The sequence below is a fragment of the Paenibacillus sp. 2TAB26 genome, assembly GCF_052115145.1.
Taxonomy (GTDB): Bacteria; Bacillota; Bacilli; order Paenibacillales; family Paenibacillaceae; genus Pristimantibacillus.
Map to the genome: position 1 here is coordinate 247,522 of NZ_JBFRGC010000005.1, position 19,616 is coordinate 267,137.

Sequence of the window (19,616 nt, forward strand, 5' to 3'; positions counted from 1 at the left end):
CTATAGACCTAAGTTAAATTATATCAATAATTCGACATTTTTTGCTACTATTTACTATATTCTCAAGCTTACATTTTCGCTCCTTTGATTCATATATAAAATGCACAGGTTCTGCTAGAATTCTAAGGCACCCGTACAAACAAACTAATGTGATGAATCAGTTTGTTTGCATAATAAAAATGCTTCTCAGCAAGTTCGATTTGAACTCGCAAGAAGCATTTTTATTATTCAATATGGTCTAGATGTGGTCAAATGACGCTTTCTAACTTAAGATTCCTTGCTGGGCAGGGATTTTAGGTCAGTTTTCCGCATGGAGCTTTAGTTCCATCGGCAATCGAGTCTACCGCTAAATCGCGGTCGCTCATCATCGAATTGCTTCGATAATGGCTTGACTACATCATGCCGCCCATTCCGCCCATGCCGCCCATATCTGGCATGCCAGCGCCAGCACCCTTAGGTTCTGGTTTGTCAGCAACAACCGCTTCAGTTGTCAAGAACATAGCTGCAACGGAAGCTGCGTTTTGTAGAGCTGAACGAGTTACTTTAGCAGGGTCAACGATACCCGCTTCGAACATGTTAACCCATGTTCCAGTAGCTGCGTTGTAGCCTACGCCGATTTTTTCGTTTTTCAGACGCTCAACGATAACCGAACCTTCTTGACCAGCGTTCGCAGCGATTGTGCGAAGCGGCTCTTCAAGGGAACGAAGAACGATGTTAACGCCTGTTTGCTCATCGCCTTCTGCTTTAACAGCAGCAACAGCGTTGTATACGTTAATGAGGGCAGTACCGCCGCCCGATACGATACCTTCTTCAACCGCTGCACGAGTGGAGTTGAGGGCATCTTCGATGCGTAGTTTGCGCTCTTTCAATTCTGTTTCTGTAGCTGCGCCAACTTTGATAACTGCAACGCCGCCTGACAATTTTGCAAGACGCTCTTGAAGCTTCTCACGGTCAAAGTCGGAAGTTGTTTCTTCCAGTTGAGCGCGGATTTGATTCACACGAGCAACGATGTCAGCGGAGTTGCCGCTGCCGTCAACGATGATTGTAGTTTCTTTAGTAATGCGGATCTGACGAGCAGAACCTAGTGATTCAACGCCAGTCGATTTAAGCTCAAGGCCTAGCTCTTCTGTAATCACTTGGCCGCCTGTAAGAGCAGCGATATCTTGAAGCATAGCTTTACGACGGTCACCGAAGCCTGGAGCTTTAACAGCTACGCAAGTGAATGTTCCACGAAGTTTGTTCACTACTAGAGTAGCTTGAGCTTCGCCTTCTACGTCTTCAGCGATGATTAGCAATTGCTTGCCGGATTGTACGACTTTCTCAAGAACCGGAAGGATCTCTTGAATGCTCGTAATTTTTTTGTCAGTGATAAGAATGTAAGGGTTGTCTAGGACAGCTTCCATTTTATCAGTGTCAGTAATCATGTATGGAGATACATAACCACGGTCAAATTGCATACCTTCAACAACTTCTAGCTCTGTAACAAAGCCTTTCGACTCTTCTACAGTGATAACGCCGTCGTTGCCGACTTTTTCCATAGCTTCAGCAATAAGTTGGCCTACTTCATCGTCAGCAGATGAGATCGAAGCAACTTGTGCGATCGATTGTTTGCCTTCGATTGGTTTCGAGATTGCTTTAAGCTCTTCAACAGCAGCTTTAACAGCTTTCTCGATACCTTTGCGGATAACCATAGGGTTAGCGCCAGCTGTAACGTTTTTCAAGCCTTCGCGAATCATCGCTTGTGCAAGAACAGTAGCCGTAGTTGTACCGTCACCAGCAACGTCATTTGTTTTTGTAGCTACTTCTTTAACAAGTTGAGCGCCCATGTTTTCAAAAGCATCTTCAAGCTCGATTTCTTTTGCAATGGAAACACCATCATTTGTGATAAGCGGGCTTCCGAATTTTTTCTCAAGTACCACGTTGCGGCCTTTTGGACCTAGTGTTACTTTAACTGCATTTGCAAGTGCATCAACACCGCGCAGCATTGCGCGACGAGCGTCTTCGCTAAATTTAATTTCCTTAGCCATTAACAGAAACCTCCCAAAATAGTTTAAGTAGAACTGCTTAGTTTATGTGTTGCCTTCTATGTGACCCTAAGCGGGTTGTTATTCAAAAATCGCGTGAATTTCGCTTTCTTTCATAATCAAATACTCTTTGCCTTCGTATTTGATTTCAGTGCCTGCATATTTGGAGAAAAGAACGCGGTCGCCTTCTTTAACTTCAAGAGCAATACGAACACCATCTTTCAGCGTGCCGCTTCCAACTGCAATCACTTTGCCTTCTTGCGGCTTTTCTTTCGCCGAATCCGGCAATACGATACCGCTAGCGGTTGTTTCTTCTTTCGCGATTGCTTCGATCAATACGCGTTCACCCAAAGGTCTGATCATTGAAAATAGCCTCCTTCAAAATTTGTCGCTGCTTATATTCTCGTTAGCACTCGAAACCTTCAAGTGCTAACAACTATTTTTATCATACTCATTTTCGTTATTAATTTCAAGTGCTTGGTTTCATTTTTCCGTTTATTTACACTAGGCAGAAGGAACTAAATCTTTTTTACGCGGATTGGCCCGTCCATTGTCATTCGCTCAAGCTATTATTATGCGCCAACTATATCTTGAGAATACGATAATGCTCAAATCGCTTCCACAGAAATACGACCGTTTGCTCTTTTTAAAACGACCTCAGGATCAGTAGAGATTTACTTCAAAGCCGCATCGATTCCAAAAGTCTGTCCTGACCACGCCTTTTTAGAAGTCCAAGCCTCGTCTGCTCCACTCCAAAATGGATGCTCGCTTGCTAGGCCAAGCGGCAAGAACACCGCAGCGCATAAATAGAGGCTTCCCGTAGAAATGTACCGCTCGCCAACATCTCGCTGATGTCCGCAGAAGCCGATTGTAAGCCATCCATCCGCTGTAAAATTGCCTGGCACTTCAAGCGTTCTATGAATCGCTGCGGTAAGCGCACAGCGTACCTGAGGTGCTGTGACGGACGCCGGCAAATCATCATTTAGAGCATGCTGAGCTAGGCTTTGAAAGGCTCCGAAACGATAGGCAAGCGAGCGTCCAATTGGCGGGTATGTTCCATCCGTTCCAATTAGCCGCTCAAGCACTTCTGCATAACGCCGTGAACGGCTCGCAACAGCACCCTGCATGGCTCGCCATTCCTCGTGCTCATCACCTGCTGCGGCAAGTACATCGACCAGCATCGGCTGAATAACGAAGCTGTTATAGTAATCCCAGTGGAAATCCGGACCATCACTATATGCGCCGTCACCCAAATACCACTGTTCATGCTGCTTCAACGCGTAATCGATCCGCATCGGGTCCCAGTCAAGCTCGCCAAGCTTAAGCAGCGCCGCTTCAATCGTTGCTGCAAACAGCAGCCAATTCGAGAAGACTGGCTTTCTCGATCTCGTTTGCTTCAGCGCCGTAATTACATTTGCCTTCACACGCTGCTCCAGCTTTTCACCAAGCTCTATCGGAGCACGCAATATCGCAAGCGCCAAAAAAGCAGCGTCGACAATCGGCTGGTAACCATCGCTAAAGTTCATATAGTCTGGCGAAGCTGGATCAGTGCCCGCATCCACTGCTTCACGAGCAAGCGCGGCATAACGAATTCGCAGCTCCTCTTCGTGTCCATTAATGTGCTGATTCTCAAGCCATGGAGCCATGCCGGATAAAAGGCGTCCTAACGCTTCCAAATGCGTGAATTTCGCTCGGTCAGCTTTAAGTTCAGCGGCAGCTTTCTCATCATCAGTCTCTCCAGCAGTTATTGCGATTTCTATAGGCATCTTCTCTTTAAGACGGCGCTCCGCAAGGGCGCTAAGCACAGGTTCGCCAATAGTGAGCATCTGCTCCAGCCAGTATTTGCGCATAGGAAGCGTTTCGTTTATCTGTGATCCACTTTCGATTTGCATGTTCGTTACCTCTCCTCTACCAGAATGTCGAGGAATCCCCTCTTAATCGCGCTAAACCTTCTACGAAGAAATAGTCACCATAAATAAGCGGCACATCAATGTTTCTCCGCTCTGGGTAATGGCTTGTCCCATGCAAAATCAAGCCTTCCTCCGCTTCATCATCCCAAGCACCGTAATTCTCGTACAGTGAACGCATTATTCGCTCGCCTGACGCTTGATATAGCTCCGATTCTTCTGCAGGAACTGATTTTGCGATTTCGAGCAGACCGCAGGCAGCACAAGCACCAGCTGACGTGTCGCGATAACGTTCTACACCTGAAGGCAGACGGAAATCCCAATGCGGCACCGAATCCTCAGGCAAGTTCGCAAGGAAGAAATGGGCAACCCGCTTCGCCGCCTCCAAGTACCGAGCCTCGCCCGTATAACGATAGCTGAGCGCCATCCCGTAAATCGCCCACGATGCTCCGCGCGACCACGCTGAGTTTGGCGCAAAGCCTTGTCCGCCGTTCACACTTACAAATTCACCCGTATGCGGGTCAAAGACTACAATATGATTAACCGAACCGTCCGTCCGTATAAAATGCTCCAGCACCGTATCCGCATGCTCCATCGCCAAATGCTTAAATCTTGGGTCGCCCGTTGTCTCGCTCGCCCAGTAGAGCAAAGGCAGGTTCATCATGCAGTCAATAATTGCCCAGCCCTCATTGCGATCCCCCTCACCCCATGGGTTCCAAGCTCTAATATAGTTTCCTTTTACATTAAATCTTCCGCTAAGTACACTAGCCGCTAACAACGCTCGTCTGCGGGATTGCTCTTCACCAAGCAGCTTATAGCGGGCTACACTCGTTAGCGACCACATGAAGCCGATGTCGTGATCCAAGCGATCATATCCGAACAATACTTCATCCAATTGCTGCTCGCATGCTTCGGCAATATCTTTATATCGATCATCCTTCGACTCTGAATCACGGTACAACAGCCATAACAAGCCCGGCCAGAAACCGGCTGTCCACCACTGAGGCGCCTCCAGCACATACGTTCCATCGACGCTCGCATGCGGAAATCTTGCACCAATCCGATTACTTGTTCTCGTAACCTTCTCATGTACATTTGCCCAAGCTTCATTTGCCCAATTGATCTGCTCCATATCCTTACTCGCTCCTCGCATCGAATATTGTAGTTATGATTCAAATTGAAAAATAAAATTTGCAATTAACGGCACTTCAACTGCTGCTTTCCATTCAAAATCAAGCGTATACCAGAATCGCTCAACGCCATAATGATCGATATCGCTCCTTGCGGTAACGACCGGCTTCCAAACCTGATGATCATAATTAATAAACAATTGGCGTTGTCCTGTTAAAATCACTCGACCTTCCTCGACCAGCTCGGGAACTAGAAACGTAATGAACCGCTCTGTAACTTGCCGCTCAGCATCCGATTCATCTCCATTTGGCATCATCCAAATCGTATCCGTCAGCGTCAGGCGCGGCAGCTTTCCCTTTTCCCAAAGAAATCGGCGCTCCAATCGCTCCAGCTTGGAATGGCCATACGTCGAGCTGATTTCCAGCGCAAACTTATCCATCTTCGCATTTGTTGACGCTTCCATAACTGCTGCTCTAAACGTAGCCCCATTTTGCTGATGAGAGCCATCTATTATAGGAACCGAATGACCCTTAGAGCCATTGCACCAAATTGAATACCGTTCCGGGCCAAAATATTTCGCCGTATATTTTCCGCTGCCCAAATCCGCTAAATAAGCTTGTCCATCCGCATGTATGATGAAATGGCCCACATCATTGTGGTTATGAGGCTCCTCATTATGGCCCCCTTTTGCCGCAAAGCTGTAGTTGCCACCGTTCTCACTTGCATGTCTAGACAGAAGCCACTGCACATCAGATAAATAATAGGACTCGGCAGGCCAGATCGTTTTACTTTCAGTCGCCACCATCCATTCTTCTTTCACCCACAGCAAATTACGAATCGCCGGCGCCCAGCGTCCGCAATGATCAGCAGAATACTCCGCTCTAAGGCTCGCATCCGGTACAATGACCTCTGCAAACTCCTGATGCAGACAGCAGCTGAGCCCCATAAATATACCGCTTTCAGGACGCGAATCACTAAAGTTAACGACCGTGCTGCTTCCTGTAAAACATTTCTGCTGAAAAAGTGCAATCTCCTTCACCTTATTCGATGCAAATAAGTTGATTTCCCCATCTGTTGCCGCTTTTAACATCTGAGCAAAATATACATAATATCCGAAACCATACTGCCAATATAAATAACCTTCCGCACACGCACCGTCATCGCCAAATCCACTCAAATAACAATCAAGCGAATGAAGCACACGTTCCAGCACTTGCGACAGCCTATGCGAATCCTCAATAAGATACAACGCTGCTGCCCCAACCGAACCCGCGCATACAGCCGCCCAATTGTGATCCGCTGTCTCCCACCCATATGGGCCTTGCTCCAAAAAAGGACGGAATAGGCGATTCTCTACCTCAGCCTCTATACGCCTTCGCAGCAAGTCCGGCAAGCGGTCACCTAATAACAACTTTACCTCACTCAGTGCAAACCCCGTCTCCGCCGAAAATAAATCGATGTCCAGCCTGTCTGATCCTTCATTAAAATGAGCAGGCAAACACCATGTAAACTCATTGCAAACCGACCAGATCATATTAAGAGCGGCAACTTCGTAATCTACATTTTCCGGCTCCTGCAGCGCCATAATGACATACGAATTCAATCTTTTTCGCCTCTCAAAATATACTCTTTCATAAGCTAAGCGCTCTCCCGTATCTCCATAAACACGAAATAGAGAGTAAGTGAGCTCGGGATCAGGGGTAAGCATGAAGCGATCGGCATCCCTTTTAATCTCTTCAAGGAGCTGTTCATTAATGGACTGATTCCACAGTTGCGAACTGGGCTTCTGGATTTCACCGCCTGAGGCTAGAAGCGTCAGCCCTTTTTTCCTATGCTGCTCCAAAATCTCCTGTATCCGGTCACGTTTCATTTGTATAATCTCGCTCCTATTCTGCCTGCGCAGCTGCTGGCTTTATACTAAACGGGCATTATGCGAAACTCCATACTTTCATAATCATTGCACCTAAATTGTACCAGTAGTTTATGAATAGCAGAAGGCTGTAACAAAAAAATACCGTACGGCGATTTCTCGCGCACGGTATTTCATGGTTTTCAGCTATTCGCCTCTATAGTACAATCCACCCAAAATAAATAGGGTTAAATCCTCGACGATCGCTTCCTGTGATGAACGTTCTTCTTCATGCAAGATAGCCCAGTATTGGCTATTCCGATGAAAGAGCAACGTACCGATAATGGAAAACAAGGTGTTATCTAAGGAGTTGAATTGAAATAAACCTTGCTCCTGACCCTCTTTGAGCCAGTAGCGGAGCTTCCCCCACATCGGCATCACATGCTTGCGTATCTTCTCAATTCGATCCGTGTTCATGATAACTTCTTGCTGAATAATGTTAATTAATTGATAGTCGCTGTAGCGGAAATTAGTTACCTCACGAACAATAAGTCTAACACCCTCTACCGGATCTATCTGCATTGGGTCTAGCTCGGCAATTTGATTGTTTGGAAAATAATAATCAAATAAAGCATAGAACATATTTTCTTTCCCGCCAAAATGATACGAGACGAGCGCAACATTAGCTCCAGCCTCTTCGCATATTTGCCTAACGGTCGTTTTATCGAAGCCGTTTTCCGCAAACAGCTTTTTGGCAGCTGACAATATTCTAATTTTAATATCCGCATCTCCTGTTGTCATGACGGGCCCCCATAAAAACAATATCTTTTATTTTGAACCACTTCTAAACCAACAGCAAACTGCAGTTGAATTATCTTTTTTGCCCTGCAATTATTGCTGTAGGCTGTACTGCAGGAGCGGCTTGGCGCTTCAGCGCAACCGCAACTACGCTAACCGCAAAGGCAACGACTGCAATAACGCTCAGTGACAAAGAGTCAGCTGTAGCAGCTGGGCCGCCGAACAAAATATTCATCGTACCTTCAACTGCATACGTCGCTGGAAGAATATCACCAAGCTTAACGTAAAAGTCGGATAACAATTCACGCGGTACGATCGCACCAGAGGTAACAAGCTGTGCCGACAATAAAATAATATTGAACAGCATGCCGCTTAAACCAAACAGGTAAATAAACATTTGCGAGACGAATATAAATGTTAATACGAACATCAGCTGGAACAACCAAATATGAAGGAATCCTTGTTCCATCTGACCGCCAAATGCAGCAAGCAAGGAAGAACCTACTAACGAAACAATGACACCTGCTCCTACATTAATTACGCTTCTTGCGCCGAAACGTTTCCATCTGCTTGTTGTTGCTCCTAGTGAAAGGGAAGATTGCTCAAAATTCATACCCATGATCATCGCGCCGACATAAGAAGCAAGCACCAGCATCATCGGAACCATTTGATTGTTCATTCCTTGTATCACGTTCGTTGACTGAATTTCAGATTTAACCCGCTCTGACAATCCTTGTGCCGCTGCTCCAGCTTGCTCTGCTGGCAGCTGCATGTTGCCAAGTACGGTTTGAATGCCGCCCGTTACGGCCTGCTTATTTACTTCTGCTGTTATTTGCCCGGCTGCACCACTCATAATACTTTTAATCAGAGCTGGATTTGATTCGTTTATTACATATTGAATGGAGGCTGTACCATCGGCTGCTGAGGCCTTTTGAGAGAAATCCGCCGGTATCCATACGACCATCTGCAGTTCACGCTCATTCAGCTGCTGCTTCGCCTCATCAATGCTGCTGATTTCACTCATGTTAAAAGGCAAGTTCTGAACAAGGTTGCCAGCAATCTTCTGTCCCATCTGTGCATCTTCATTCACAATAGCAATATGCAAATTTTGTACGCGGTCCGTAACACCGTTATAACCTGTCATCCAAATGACCGAAAAAATAACTTGGAACATGATTGCCGTAAATATACCAACGATAGTCGTTGGACGTTTCATAAAAGCAATTAGTGCATTTTTCAATATGATCCACTCCCGTTTTCTCTATTTAAACAATTGTTTTAAACAACTGTTTAAATATTATGCGGAAATAATGTTTTTGTCAACCATGCAAACTCGCCTTCGGCGTCCTCTGGATGCTAAAGCAGCTTTGACGGAGAAATAAAAGCCCTTTATAAGCTTTCTTATATAAAAAAAAGAAGAAGAGGACATTCCCCTTCTTCTTCCTATGCTTCAGACATTGACTCGCCATACTCCGCTTCCCATTTTGCATCAGCGGCAAGCTGCTTTTTGTGTACCGAGCCTGATAAAAACACACTAATCTCATACAGAACGAGTAATGGGATCGCCACTAATATGTCCGATATGAAATCCGGCGGCGTTATCATAACTCCAATAAGCACCATGATGAAATACGCTAGACGGCGCATTTTGCGAAGCCGCTGTGGATTCACTAAACGAATAGCTGTCAAAAACATGATGACTAGCGGCAGTTCGAATAATAGCGATATCGGAATGAGCAGATTAAACATAAACGTAAAATACTGCGCGATACCATATGTTTCCTCAAGGTTTAAATGCTGTGATACTGTTCTTGTGAAATTAAAAGCGAGTGGAAAGACGACAAAATAAGAAAACGCCAATCCAATTAAAAACATGATTAGTGCAAATGGAACATATTTAAGCGTGGAACGCTGCTCGTTCTTGCGCAAAGCCGGCTTTACGAATGCCCAAAGCTGATATGCAATAACAGGCAAAGAAATAATTAAAGCGATGACAAATGCAAATTTCATATACATGCCAATGCCATCCCAAAGGGAAAACGTATGTAACGAAATTGTATTAGCAGGCTTCTGGCTCATTAGAAAGTTATAGGTAGGCTGTGCAAATATAAGTCCGACGACTAAGCCTAACGTTAAAATAATAAGCACGTAAATGATACGCTTGCGCAGCTCGCCAAGATGCTCCAAAAGCGGCATCAACCCTTCTTCACGAAGAAGCGCTTTACGTGATTTATGCTCCGATTTGCTGTTTCCTTCCGATCCCACCTGCACGATACCTCCTTCGCCTAGCGGTAAACCTTTTTTTCAAGAAAAAAGCGGGCCCGATTAATCCGGTAGCCGCTTATTGTCTTTATCATTATTTTCCGAGCGACTTACTTCAACACGGCTCGAATCTTTGTCCTTGCGATCACGGTCACGATCATCATCATCCATGATCTCTCTTGCTCCGGATTTAAACTCACGCAATGTCCGTCCGAATGCACGTCCAAGTTCTGGAAGCTTGTTTGGTCCAAATAGTAGCAAAGCAACCAACACGAGCAGTATAACACCTGTTGCACCAATTCCTGACATTTGCCAACCTCCTCGTAATTTTATGTAGCAGCATCATTATTAAGCAGCTCATACTTAACAGCTGTTTAAGCCGCCATATCCCATGCTGACAATATCTTCACGAACAATCGTATCTCCCGCTAAAATCCGCGGCAGCAGCACATCGAATGATGTATATGGATCATGCATGACGCATCCTGGAAGCCCCATTATCGGCACTCCGTTTAAATAACCAATAAGCAGCATTGAGCCTGGCAGCATCGGAGTTCCATAACTTACGATATCCGCACCTGTTTCCTTTATGGCTCCAGGAGTGCGATCGTCGGGATCTACCGACATTCCGCCAGTCACTAGTATCATATCATAACGTTGTGCAAGCAAATAGTGTATTTCCTTGACAATTGTTTGTCGATCATCGGGTGCAAATCGCTGCTCTGCAACTTCTGATCCAAGCTCCTCGAGCTTGCTTCTTACTGCCGGACCAAATTTATCTTCAATTCTTCCGTTAAAAACTTCGCCGCCTGTCGTCAACAAACCGACGCGAAATTTACGGAAAGGGCGAACGCACAGCGGCGAAGCTCCGCCATTCGCTTCACGGTATTCTGCTGCAAGCCTCTCCACTGTCTCCACCTTCGATTTGGGTACAACAAGCGGAATGGCTCTTGTTGCAGCCAGCGCTTGACCCGGCTTAACGACTGTTTTTGCCTTAATCGTCGCTAATGCAATTTCACCCAGCTCATTAATGGCATCAACTAATGCCTTATCAATCTCCGCAAGGCCTAGCTGATTTGCTTTAATGCTTACCTTGCCCTCATGCGGCTCTGAAAGAATGAGTTTCTCGTCATATAACGCTTCAGCCATTCGAATGGCTGCATCATCCTCATGAAGCTCGTTTTCTCCAAGCTCCATAATATAGATATGCTCCTTGCCAATATCAAGCAGATTAGGAATGTCTGCTTCTACCACAACATGACCTTTTTTGAACAATCGACCCTTAAACTGACCTGGGATAATTCGCGTTAAATCATGAGCCAGTCGCAGCCCGATCGCATCATATACGGAAACTTCTCTTAGCGTAGTCGATCCATGCTGTTCTGTTCCGTTCTTAGCATGATGCTGCTGCTGACTCATACGCTATGTTCCCCCAGTTCTCCGGATAAAATGCCCAGAGCATGCGGCAATTGATCCATGATCGCCATTAAGCTCTCGTGTACGCCCTTTGGGCTCCCAGGCAGGTTAACTATTAATGAGCTGCCTCTAATGCCGCAGACGCCTCTTGAGAGCATTGCTCTTCTTGTTTTTTGGAGAGCGCCCATACGCATCGCTTCCGCTATTCCCGGAACAGCACGGTCAATAACCTTGAGCGTTGCCTCGGGCGTAACATCGCGCTCTGCAAGACCTGTGCCGCCCGTCGTAAGCACAAGATCCGCATGGAAGTACTCTGTCATTTCTATGATGGCTGCCATTATCTCATCCTGCTCATCCGGTACAATCCGATAATCAATAATTTCTCCACCCAGCTCTTCCTCAACCAATTCACGGATAACCTGGGCACTCGTATCCTCACGTTCTCCACGTGATCCTTTATCGCTTGCTGTCAAAATTGCTACTTTCCACCGCATTTACCATTCCTCCCATTCCTATTTCGCTCATGGGTTTGACGAAATTCGATAATCGCCGCTTTTTCCGCCCGTTTTTGAAACCAGCTGCGTAGGACCGATAACCATATCCTTTTGCAGCGCTTTGCACATGTCGTAGACCGTTAGAGCTGCGGCAGACACGGCTGTCAGTGCTTCCATTTCCACGCCGGTTTTTCCTGTTGTCTTTACTGTACCTTCTATGTAAAGCTCATCCGTTCCGTTATCGCTGAAAACCACATTGATGCCTGTGAGCGGTAGCGGATGGCACATTGGAATCCAATCTGACGTTTTTTTGGCAGCCATAACTGCAGCAACCTGAGCCACAGCCAGTACATCGCCCTTCCCAATCTTGCCAGCTTTAATTTGTTCTAATGTATCTCGGTTCATCGTTATCCTAGTTTGAGCGACTGCCGTGCGGGAAGTGACTTCCTTGTCAGAGATGTCTACCATTCGCGCCCGGCCCTGCTCGTTAAAATGTGTCAACTCCACCTCAAACGCTCCTTCTAGCGCTAATGAACGGTTCGCCTTTAACGTTCATAGCTCGCTTGGCAATCATTCTGCTGCATTTCCTCTAAACTAAATACATGTTTTTTTCAGTAATCAAGCCATCCATTTTCAAATCATGCCCCTCGAGAGGCACCTCATCAATGAGCTGCGCCTCGAACGACATTCCGAGCCAGTACGGCTTAGAAGCATTGTTTTGAACAGATTCAGCAAATCGGTCATAATAACCGCCTCCATAACCAAGGCGGCCCCCTTGAAGGTCAAAGGCTAGTCCCGGCACAAACACAACACCCAGCTCGCAATTGTCCTTAAATGGCTGCGCCGTATTCGGATTCGGCTCCATAATCCCATATGCACCAGGCATCAGATCATCCCAGCTCCGCAAGGTATAGAGCTCCATGGAACGATCTGCTGCGATGCATCTTGGCGCAATGACTTCTCTCCCTGTTCGCCAGCCCCATTCAATGAGACCTGACAAATCAAGCTCGCTCCGAAAAGACACGTACACCATAAACGCGCCAACCGAATGGCTTTCAATAAAAGCCATCGCTTTCGTGCAAGCTGCTTCTGACCATAATCGCCGCTGCTCGACTGGTAATTTATTTCGTTTTATCGTTATCTGACTTCGTATGTAAGCCTTATCGCCCCGTTGATTTGGTTCAACCAAAAGCATTCACCTATTCTAGTTCCCATCATTTTCTTTCATTAATTGTAGTTTAACATTGTTGTGCAACTTTCGCCAATGCTAGCGCTCGTTTATGGTACACTAATATGTAGTATGAGCATTCGTTCTTTACCATTTATTTGTTGGAGGTTTCAAAATGCTGCTGCAGGTTTCTAACGTAACAAAAAGCTACGGCGTAAATGTCGTATTATCCAATATTTCGATGCAAGTGCTGGAACGAGAACGTATTGGTCTCGTAGGTGTGAACGGTGCAGGCAAGTCTACACTGCTCAAAATCATTGCAGGCGAAATGTCCGCAGATTCTGGCGCTATTCATAAAGCCAAAGAAACTAAAATTGGTTATCTCGCTCAGAATAGCGGATTGCAATCCAATCGAACGATTGGTGAAGAAATGCTTGCCGTTTTCTCACATCTAATTGAAGCAGAGCAAGAGCTTCGTGATCTTGAAGTCAAAATTGCAGATCCCGAACTTCATCAGGATGAGAAACGTTATACAGCCATACTCGATCGTTATGCCAAGCGTTCAGATTGGTACCGCGAGCAAGGCGGTTTCGAGGTCAACACGCGTATTAACAGTGTTCTTCACGGTATGGGTTTCGGAACATTTCCAGCTGACACTTTAATATCAACATTAAGCGGCGGCCAGAAAACACGGCTCGCACTCGCTCGCATATTGCTTCAGGCACCAGATCTGCTCATGCTTGATGAGCCTACCAACTATCTCGACATTGAGACTTTAACGTGGCTAGAGTCCTATTTGCGCGGATATTCAGGTGCCATCTTAGTTGTATCCCATGACCGTTACTTCCTAGATGCTCTTGCTCAAACCATTATCGAAATCGAGCGTCATACCTCCAAGCGGTATACTGGAAATTACAGCCGCTATATGGAGTTGAAAGCTGCCGAATACGAAATCAATATGCGTCAATTCGAAAAACAGCAGGACGAAATTTCGCGTATGGAGCAATTTGTCCAACGAAATATTGTTCGTGCTTCAACGACCAAACGTGCACAAAGCAGACGGAAAGCTTTGGACAAAATGGATCGCCTGGACAAGCCGCAGGGTGATTTAAAAAAAGCTCATTTCACTTTTGAAATCGAGCGTTCGACAGGCAAAGACGTTCTTGCTGTTAATGAGGTTTCCGTTGTTTTCCCAGGTAAGGACACACCTATCTTTAAAAATGTATCCTTCCAGCTCACTCGTGGTGAAACCGTTGCATTAATTGGTCCGAAYGGGATTGGGAAATCAACACTGCTAAAGGTTATTGTCGGTCAAAATGAACCAACAACAGGTACAATTAAGTTTGGAACTCACGTCAAACTCGGCTACTATGACCAAGAACAAACGAGGCTAAACGGCCAAAATACTGTTCTTGAAGAGGTCTGGGGCAGTTACTCCCATATGGAGGAGGCACGTATTCGTACGGTGCTCGGCAACTTCTTATTTAGCGGCGAAGACGTACTCAAGCGAATTTCTTCCCTTAGCGGCGGTGAGAAGGCACGTGTATCTCTAGCAAAGCTTATGCTTGCAGAGGCCAATGTCCTTATTTTGGATGAGCCTACCAACCATCTCGATCTTTTTAGCAAAGAAGTTCTTGAAGCTGCATTGCTTGACTATGAAGGAACCTTGCTCTTCATTTCACATGATCGTTACTTCCTAAACAAGATGGCTGAACGAATTGTCGAACTAAAGTCATCAGGTACTGATCATTTCCTAGGAAATTATGACGAAATGATAGAGAAAAAAAGTGAAATCGAAGAAGCACGGCTCGAAGCACTGTCAAAACAGGCTTCAAACTCAAAAACAACAGCCGTATCCGACATTTCACCTGCCAACTCTTACGAGGCGGACAAGCAAGCAAAACGTGAAGAACGTACACGGCAGCGTAAAGTTGAACAATTAGAACTGGAAATCGCTACGCTGGAGCAGCAAATAACCGATTTGGAATTACAGCTCACTGATCCTGCGATTTTTAATGATTACATCCGTATTCAAGAAATTCAAGCTGCCATTGAAGCTGTTAAAACCTCACTATCGACCGCATATGAGGAATGGGAACAATACATGTAAGTTTCGTAAATCAATTCGTAAATCAATTAAAACCGGCAGCTTAAGGATAATCCTTTAGCTGCCGGTTTTATTCATTCCTATCCTACTTAACCACCTAAACAAACTAGGGGTAACTAACCTAATTCTAGTATTGTTCTAAGCTGATCAAGCCTAAACGCTGTGCTTCCTTAATTGCTTCCGAACGGGACCGTACGTTGAGTTTATCAAATATACGCGACAGCTGATATTCGACATTCCGCTGGCTAACATGAAGCATGGCTGCCAATTCTTTATTGCTAATTCCAGTAGCTACTTCATGTAATATGGTCTGTTCTTTCTCATTAATCGACACATCTTCAACAGCTACTTCTGTCCGTCCGATCGTTACTTCATGCCTTCTAAGCTGCTTTAACAGGGTAATCGGAATAACCGTGTCCCCTCTCATGGCACATCGAATCGCATTATGAAGCTGTTCTCTTGATACTGTCTTGGAAATAAAACCAGAGACGCCTGATTCAATCAGCAAGTTAAAATGTGAGCCAATCTCATAGCCCGAGTAAATAATAACTTTGCGCTCCGGATCCTGTTGAATAAGACGTTTCGTTAATTCCAATCCACTAATGCCTGGCATATTCAAATCACATAAAATGAGATCAAATTGCTGGATTTGTACAATATCGAGCGCTTCAATGGCGGACAAAACGACCGATACCGACATCTCGCTGTCTTGCTCAATCATTGTTTTGGTTCCTTCTCCGACAGAAGGATGGTCATCAACTAATAAGATACGAATCACGCGATATACCCCTCTCCGATCTACCGGCTGTCATGATCTCTGGCAGCAAGATGACAACCTCTAAGCCGTTACCGCTTTCCGAATAAAATGATATGTCACCTTCCAGACCAGTCACCCGCTCTTTAATGCCTGACAAGCCCATATGTTCAAAAGAAACACTCATTTGATTTACATCCATACCGACACCATCATCTTGATATCGGAAATATATCGTTCCTTTGCGCAGCTCAAGCTCAAGAACAACTAATTTAGCTTGAGAATGCTTGTCCGCATTACGCAGCAATTCCTGTACGATCCGGTAAATCGCCGTAATTTGTTCCTCGTTAAGCGGACGATTAAATGATTTTGCACGAAAATCCACTGCAAAGTTAACACGCATTTGAGTATGCTCGATAATCGATTCAACAGCCTCGACTACTCCCATCTCCTTCAAAAGCGGTGGACGCAGTTCATTACAAGTTTCACGAATTTGATGGATAACATCGAGTAATCCTTCTTTAATATCCTCCAGCTCGCGTCCCAAACTATTCGAAATCGGATAGTCCATCATAATGGCTTCAAGCTTCCGGTACCAAAGCAGCTGATCTTGCAGCGCTGAGTCATGCAAGTCAGCAGCAAGTTTTCTTCTCTCGTTCTCAGACAAACAGAATAGAAGGCGCAGCACCCATGGTGAAGTTGAATGCTCTTTGCGTACCTCCGACTCTAAATCCTCAATTAAACCTTCAATTAAATATAGATTCTCAAATACGATGCTGGAATAATTGGACATCGTCTTAAGCCAACGAAGCTCGTCCGAATTAAACCGCGTATGATTGGTTTTCATGCCTATCCACAAAATATGGTACCTTGACCTTTGTCTGCCTATTACGAGACCGAGTCCATAAGGCAGCTCGATTAACTCGCCCACCTGTAAGGAATTTACAGTTCCGAGCAAAAACTCAGCAGTGATAAGTTCCTCAGGATGATCGCCCATCGGGTATACGGTATTCTCCGATTGCTCAATAAGTAAAAAAGTAATCCGACTAACTGGCAGCAGATCACTAATCTCTTGTTTAAGCACAGCTTCCAAATCGCTTTGCTTCATTACTCTAGCGATTTTTCGCGAGAAACGATCCAGACTATCCTGATAACTATACATCGCCTTAAAGAGCTTAGGTCTGAACCTTTGATCAATTTGTTCCTTCCCATATAAAAACAACGTCATTCCGATGTAAATGACAAAAAATACGCCAAACCACGCGGACCATGACGGATTGTTCTCTCCTAGTAATACGAACGCTACAAGTGCCGCCACAATGACAGCTGGAATAAAGGCTAGCGCCGTATAATATTTAAATCTAGTTAGAATAAAGTCAATATCAAATAATTGATTTGAGGTAGACAGATAGAAATAAACGATAGGTAATAAGAATAGGAATAGCGCAGTAAAAGCGGCTGGAAAAACTTGGTCCTTGCCAATAATTTGAGGCAGCAAGTTCATTAATGCAAACGGAGTAAAAGCAACTAGATGCGAGATCAACGTGATTGTGAACAGAGAATGCAACTTTGTACGCCGATGCTKTATAAACTTTCGCACAAGCATATAAACGCATACAAAATTACCTATCAGCACAGAACTGCTATAGGCTATTTGAATATAGGTATAGATGTTATTTGACGCTAAATCTGTCCAGATATAAATTAAGCTTATGATCCCTACAAAACCCACAATCCCATATAAAGTGTTCAATATTGATTTACTAATAAAATGAACATCGAATCGCTTTAAATAAATGTTCATGAAGCTCATAAACAGCAATGGTATGTTGGGTAGAACCAAATAAATAATAGTAAGCCCAACAGAATCGCTTCGACTTGATGCTGCAGAACTATAGTAACTTAAGCCAATCGAAATAAAAAACAAAATAAGAATGATTACAGCCTTATCATTCCTTCGTTTTGCATACAAAAATCCTGAAAACGCACAAAAAATAATGAGTGAAACACCAGGGATATACAACTGAATCAGCAGCTCCCATAACGAATGGTCGCCTGTCCACCCCTTGGGAAACTCAATTTTCTGTGTAACTTTATCCTTATGTAAAACAAGAACGTAATCTGCGGATTCAATTGAATTATATTTCTTTACATACTCAAAATCCTGTACTGAATCACCGTTTATTTCTAAAATCTGATCGCCTATTTCAATACCTTTTACATCCGCTTGTCCAGCTGGTTCTATCGACTTAACAAAATAACGATTACCTGGCTCCTCCACTAGTACAGCACCGATTGAAGGAATTCTTACGATTACCGAGGTTAAATATAAAACAGAACCTAACAAGACAAACAGGAAGAGGATTGCAACAATTCGGTTAAATAAGTTAGGTCTCATGCACTCCTCTTCCTTCCCTACAAATCAGTATGCTAATTCCACATGTATGCGTAGCCGCTATTTTTTTCGTTTTTGTTCTTTAGTTCGCCAAGAAGAGCGCGTTGTTCAGCAACTGAAACACCTGCTACTTGCATTTGTCCACCCATAGCCATAGACATTTTTTCAGTGTTGCTTACCAACTGACGAATAGCTTCTTTTAACATATTAACTCCTCCGCTTCTCTACTACTATATTAGTAATCTTTTCTTCTTCTCTACTATAACAGGAATAGATACGACAGGAAACGCAAAAGTGATTCGTATTTACCGAAAGACGTTTTGCGTGGTTTGTTGTTATGCATTTTTAGAGTTTATTATGTGCAAAAATTCCGCTTTCCAAGGACTTATTTCCTGTATGGAGTCTACTAATTCCTCAAAGCGATTATAGTGCATCCGACTCATGACAGAGCCATATAATATAGTTCCTGTTCTTTCACAGGTTTCAAGAAAAAGCTCTCTTTTCATCGCAATTTCTTCGGAAGTTAACCGGCCCTCAAAATACTCTTTAATCCAGCGATCTTCTTCTGCTTCTCCTTCTATTAAATACAGAGTAAGCAAGGTGCATTTACGTTGAAGAAAATCACTTTTTTCATCCCATCGCAGCAAATCTCGGAGGTCATTCTGAATTTGAGCTGAAACACCTATTTCTAGCGCATATTCTGCAACGGTTTCATTCCAAGGGCGACCAGCCAACATTACGCCGGCCATACACGCTAGTTGAAGAAGCGTAGCAGACTTTTGTTTTACGACATCCAAATAGGATTCCTCGTCGTTCATTTCATTCATAATATCAAGCATTTGACCATTTGCGGCCTTCAGAAGCTGCGCATTCATCATTTCTGTGAGTGCCAATCGAATCTCATGATTAGATGTGCTGCTTAACATTGCTTGCTGCGACAAGGTTAGTAGAGAGGATGCTATATGAATGGCAATAGGCATTGGGACTTTCATCCAAGGCTTGCTTGGAACATCCTGATCCTGCAAATCATCCAATATATCCGACGCCAAAATAAATAGTTCGACTGCAGCAGCTGCTTTTATGGGGTCTTCGCCTTTTCCGCCAAACATGCGGTAATGAATAACCGTCAGTTGACCAAATCGAATCGTCTCTTCAAGCTTGTCCGCAATAAACTGCTCTGCATAACGTGCAAGAGGCTCAGCTGTAAAGAAACGCTGAACCAATAAACGCATGTGTTGACCAATGAGTGGAATACAATCGTTCACAATCGATCCTCCGCCAAATCAAGATCATTATATTATACTACTAAAT

The 19,616-nt window shown here is 44.5% G+C and carries 18 protein-coding genes; 1 reads left to right on the forward strand and 17 read right to left on the reverse strand.

Annotated elements, in window-relative coordinates; translation table 11 throughout:
- Positions 1-392: 392 nt before the first annotated feature.
- The 13 genes from groL to AB4Z50_RS07060 form a co-directional block, all read right to left on the reverse strand.
- The gene (gene groL / locus AB4Z50_RS07000; RefSeq protein ID WP_076269676.1) at positions 393-2,027 is read right to left on the reverse strand and encodes a chaperonin GroEL; all 1,635 of its coding nucleotides are present in this window, start codon (positions 2,025-2,027) and stop codon (positions 393-395) included.
- A gap of 78 nt (positions 2,028-2,105) precedes the next feature.
- Positions 2,106-2,387: a co-chaperone GroES gene (gene groES, locus AB4Z50_RS07005; RefSeq protein ID WP_054026679.1), complete on the reverse strand. Its 282-nt coding sequence runs from the start codon at positions 2,385-2,387 to the stop codon at positions 2,106-2,108.
- 311 nt (positions 2,388-2,698) lie between these two features.
- A complete protein-coding gene (locus AB4Z50_RS07010; protein ID WP_441877334.1) occupies positions 2,699-3,916 on the reverse strand; it encodes a DUF2264 domain-containing protein in 1,218 nt (405 codons plus the stop codon).
- A 16-nt stretch (positions 3,917-3,932) separates the two neighbouring features.
- The gene (locus AB4Z50_RS07015; protein WP_441877337.1) at positions 3,933-5,063 is read right to left on the reverse strand and encodes a glycoside hydrolase family 88 protein; all 1,131 of its coding nucleotides are present in this window, start codon (positions 5,061-5,063) and stop codon (positions 3,933-3,935) included.
- 33 nt (positions 5,064-5,096) lie between these two features.
- Entirely contained in the window at positions 5,097-6,932 is a 1,836-nt protein-coding gene (locus AB4Z50_RS07020; RefSeq protein WP_441877340.1) for a hypothetical protein, read from the reverse strand.
- A 186-nt stretch (positions 6,933-7,118) separates the two neighbouring features.
- Positions 7,119-7,712 carry a TetR/AcrR family transcriptional regulator gene (locus AB4Z50_RS07025; RefSeq protein ID WP_441877343.1) on the reverse strand — a complete coding sequence of 198 codons (594 nt, stop codon included), beginning with the start codon at positions 7,710-7,712 and terminating at the stop codon, positions 7,119-7,121.
- Positions 7,713-7,782: 70 nt separating this feature from the next.
- On the reverse strand, positions 7,783-8,949 hold the full coding sequence (locus tag AB4Z50_RS07030) for a YhgE/Pip domain-containing protein (RefSeq protein WP_441877346.1): 1,167 nt from the start codon (positions 8,947-8,949) through the stop codon (positions 7,783-7,785).
- Positions 8,950-9,152: 203 nt separating this feature from the next.
- Positions 9,153-9,905, reverse strand: a complete 753-nt coding sequence (gene tatC, locus AB4Z50_RS07035) for a twin-arginine translocase subunit TatC (protein WP_076269790.1) — start codon at positions 9,903-9,905, stop codon at positions 9,153-9,155.
- Between the two features lie 129 nt (positions 9,906-10,034).
- Entirely contained in the window at positions 10,035-10,280 is a 246-nt protein-coding gene (tatA, locus tag AB4Z50_RS07040; RefSeq protein WP_441877349.1) for a twin-arginine translocase TatA/TatE family subunit, read from the reverse strand.
- Positions 10,281-10,334: 54 nt separating this feature from the next.
- Entirely contained in the window at positions 10,335-11,390 is a 1,056-nt protein-coding gene (locus tag AB4Z50_RS07045) for a molybdopterin-binding protein (RefSeq protein ID WP_441877352.1), read from the reverse strand.
- Positions 11,387-11,881 (reverse strand): MogA/MoaB family molybdenum cofactor biosynthesis protein, encoded by a 495-nt coding sequence (locus AB4Z50_RS07050; protein ID WP_054026672.1) that lies wholly within the window; start codon positions 11,879-11,881, stop codon positions 11,387-11,389. The genes AB4Z50_RS07045 and AB4Z50_RS07050 overlap by 4 nt, the downstream gene beginning before the upstream one ends.
- Positions 11,882-11,908: 27 nt before the next feature.
- On the reverse strand, positions 11,909-12,388 hold the full coding sequence (gene moaC / locus AB4Z50_RS07055; RefSeq protein ID WP_339207238.1) for a cyclic pyranopterin monophosphate synthase MoaC: 480 nt from the start codon (positions 12,386-12,388) through the stop codon (positions 11,909-11,911).
- Between the two features lie 82 nt (positions 12,389-12,470).
- On the reverse strand, positions 12,471-13,070 hold the full coding sequence (locus tag AB4Z50_RS07060) for a 5-formyltetrahydrofolate cyclo-ligase (protein ID WP_441877357.1): 600 nt from the start codon (positions 13,068-13,070) through the stop codon (positions 12,471-12,473).
- A gap of 154 nt (positions 13,071-13,224) precedes the next feature.
- Between AB4Z50_RS07060 and AB4Z50_RS07065 the strand changes: the two genes are divergently transcribed.
- A complete protein-coding gene (locus AB4Z50_RS07065; RefSeq protein ID WP_339207234.1) occupies positions 13,225-15,159 on the forward strand; it encodes an ABC-F family ATP-binding cassette domain-containing protein in 1,935 nt (644 codons plus the stop codon).
- Positions 15,160-15,283: 124 nt separating this feature from the next.
- Here the strand turns inward: AB4Z50_RS07065 and AB4Z50_RS07070 are convergent, their stop codons facing one another.
- From AB4Z50_RS07070 to AB4Z50_RS07085, 4 genes are all read right to left on the reverse strand, one after another.
- Positions 15,284-15,934 carry a response regulator transcription factor gene (locus tag AB4Z50_RS07070; protein WP_076269667.1) on the reverse strand — a complete coding sequence of 217 codons (651 nt, stop codon included), beginning with the start codon at positions 15,932-15,934 and terminating at the stop codon, positions 15,284-15,286.
- On the reverse strand, positions 15,912-18,308 hold the full coding sequence (locus tag AB4Z50_RS07075; protein WP_441877361.1) for an ATP-binding protein: 2,397 nt from the start codon (positions 18,306-18,308) through the stop codon (positions 15,912-15,914). The genes AB4Z50_RS07070 and AB4Z50_RS07075 overlap by 23 nt, the downstream gene beginning before the upstream one ends.
- A 32-nt stretch (positions 18,309-18,340) precedes the next feature.
- The gene (locus tag AB4Z50_RS07080; RefSeq protein ID WP_339207229.1) at positions 18,341-18,511 is read right to left on the reverse strand and encodes a competence pheromone ComX; all 171 of its coding nucleotides are present in this window, start codon (positions 18,509-18,511) and stop codon (positions 18,341-18,343) included.
- Between the two features lie 129 nt (positions 18,512-18,640).
- The gene (locus AB4Z50_RS07085) at positions 18,641-19,570 is read right to left on the reverse strand and encodes a polyprenyl synthetase family protein (protein WP_441877364.1); all 930 of its coding nucleotides are present in this window, start codon (positions 19,568-19,570) and stop codon (positions 18,641-18,643) included.
- Between the last annotated feature and the right edge of the window lie 46 nt (positions 19,571-19,616).

What these genes read in the sequence shown, in the direction of transcription:
- groL (WP_076269676.1), bottom strand. Translation starts at nt 2,027, where the DNA reads ATGGCTAAGGAAATTAAATTTAGCGAAGACGCTCGTCGCGCAATGCTG.
- groES (WP_054026679.1), bottom strand. Translation starts at nt 2,387, where the DNA reads ATGATCAGACCTTTGGGTGAACGCGTATTGATCGAAGCAATCGCGAAA.
- AB4Z50_RS07010 (WP_441877334.1), bottom strand. Translation starts at nt 3,916, where the DNA reads ATGCAAATCGAAAGTGGATCACAGATAAACGAAACGCTTCCTATGCGC.
- AB4Z50_RS07015 (WP_441877337.1), bottom strand. Translation starts at nt 5,063, where the DNA reads ATGGAGCAGATCAATTGGGCAAATGAAGCTTGGGCAAATGTACATGAG.
- AB4Z50_RS07020 (WP_441877340.1), bottom strand. Translation starts at nt 6,932, where the DNA reads ATGAAACGTGACCGGATACAGGAGATTTTGGAGCAGCATAGGAAAAAA.
- AB4Z50_RS07025 (WP_441877343.1), bottom strand. Translation starts at nt 7,712, where the DNA reads ATGACAACAGGAGATGCGGATATTAAAATTAGAATATTGTCAGCTGCC.
- tatC (WP_076269790.1), bottom strand. Translation starts at nt 9,905, where the DNA reads ATGCCGCTTTTGGAGCATCTTGGCGAGCTGCGCAAGCGTATCATTTAC.
- tatA (WP_441877349.1), bottom strand. Translation starts at nt 10,280, where the DNA reads ATGTCAGGAATTGGTGCAACAGGTGTTATACTGCTCGTGTTGGTTGCT.
- AB4Z50_RS07045 (WP_441877352.1), bottom strand. Translation starts at nt 11,390, where the DNA reads ATGAGTCAGCAGCAGCATCATGCTAAGAACGGAACAGAACAGCATGGA.
- AB4Z50_RS07050 (WP_054026672.1), bottom strand. Translation starts at nt 11,881, where the DNA reads ATGCGGTGGAAAGTAGCAATTTTGACAGCAAGCGATAAAGGATCACGT.
- AB4Z50_RS07080 (WP_339207229.1), bottom strand. Translation starts at nt 18,511, where the DNA reads ATGTTAAAAGAAGCTATTCGTCAGTTGGTAAGCAACACTGAAAAAATG.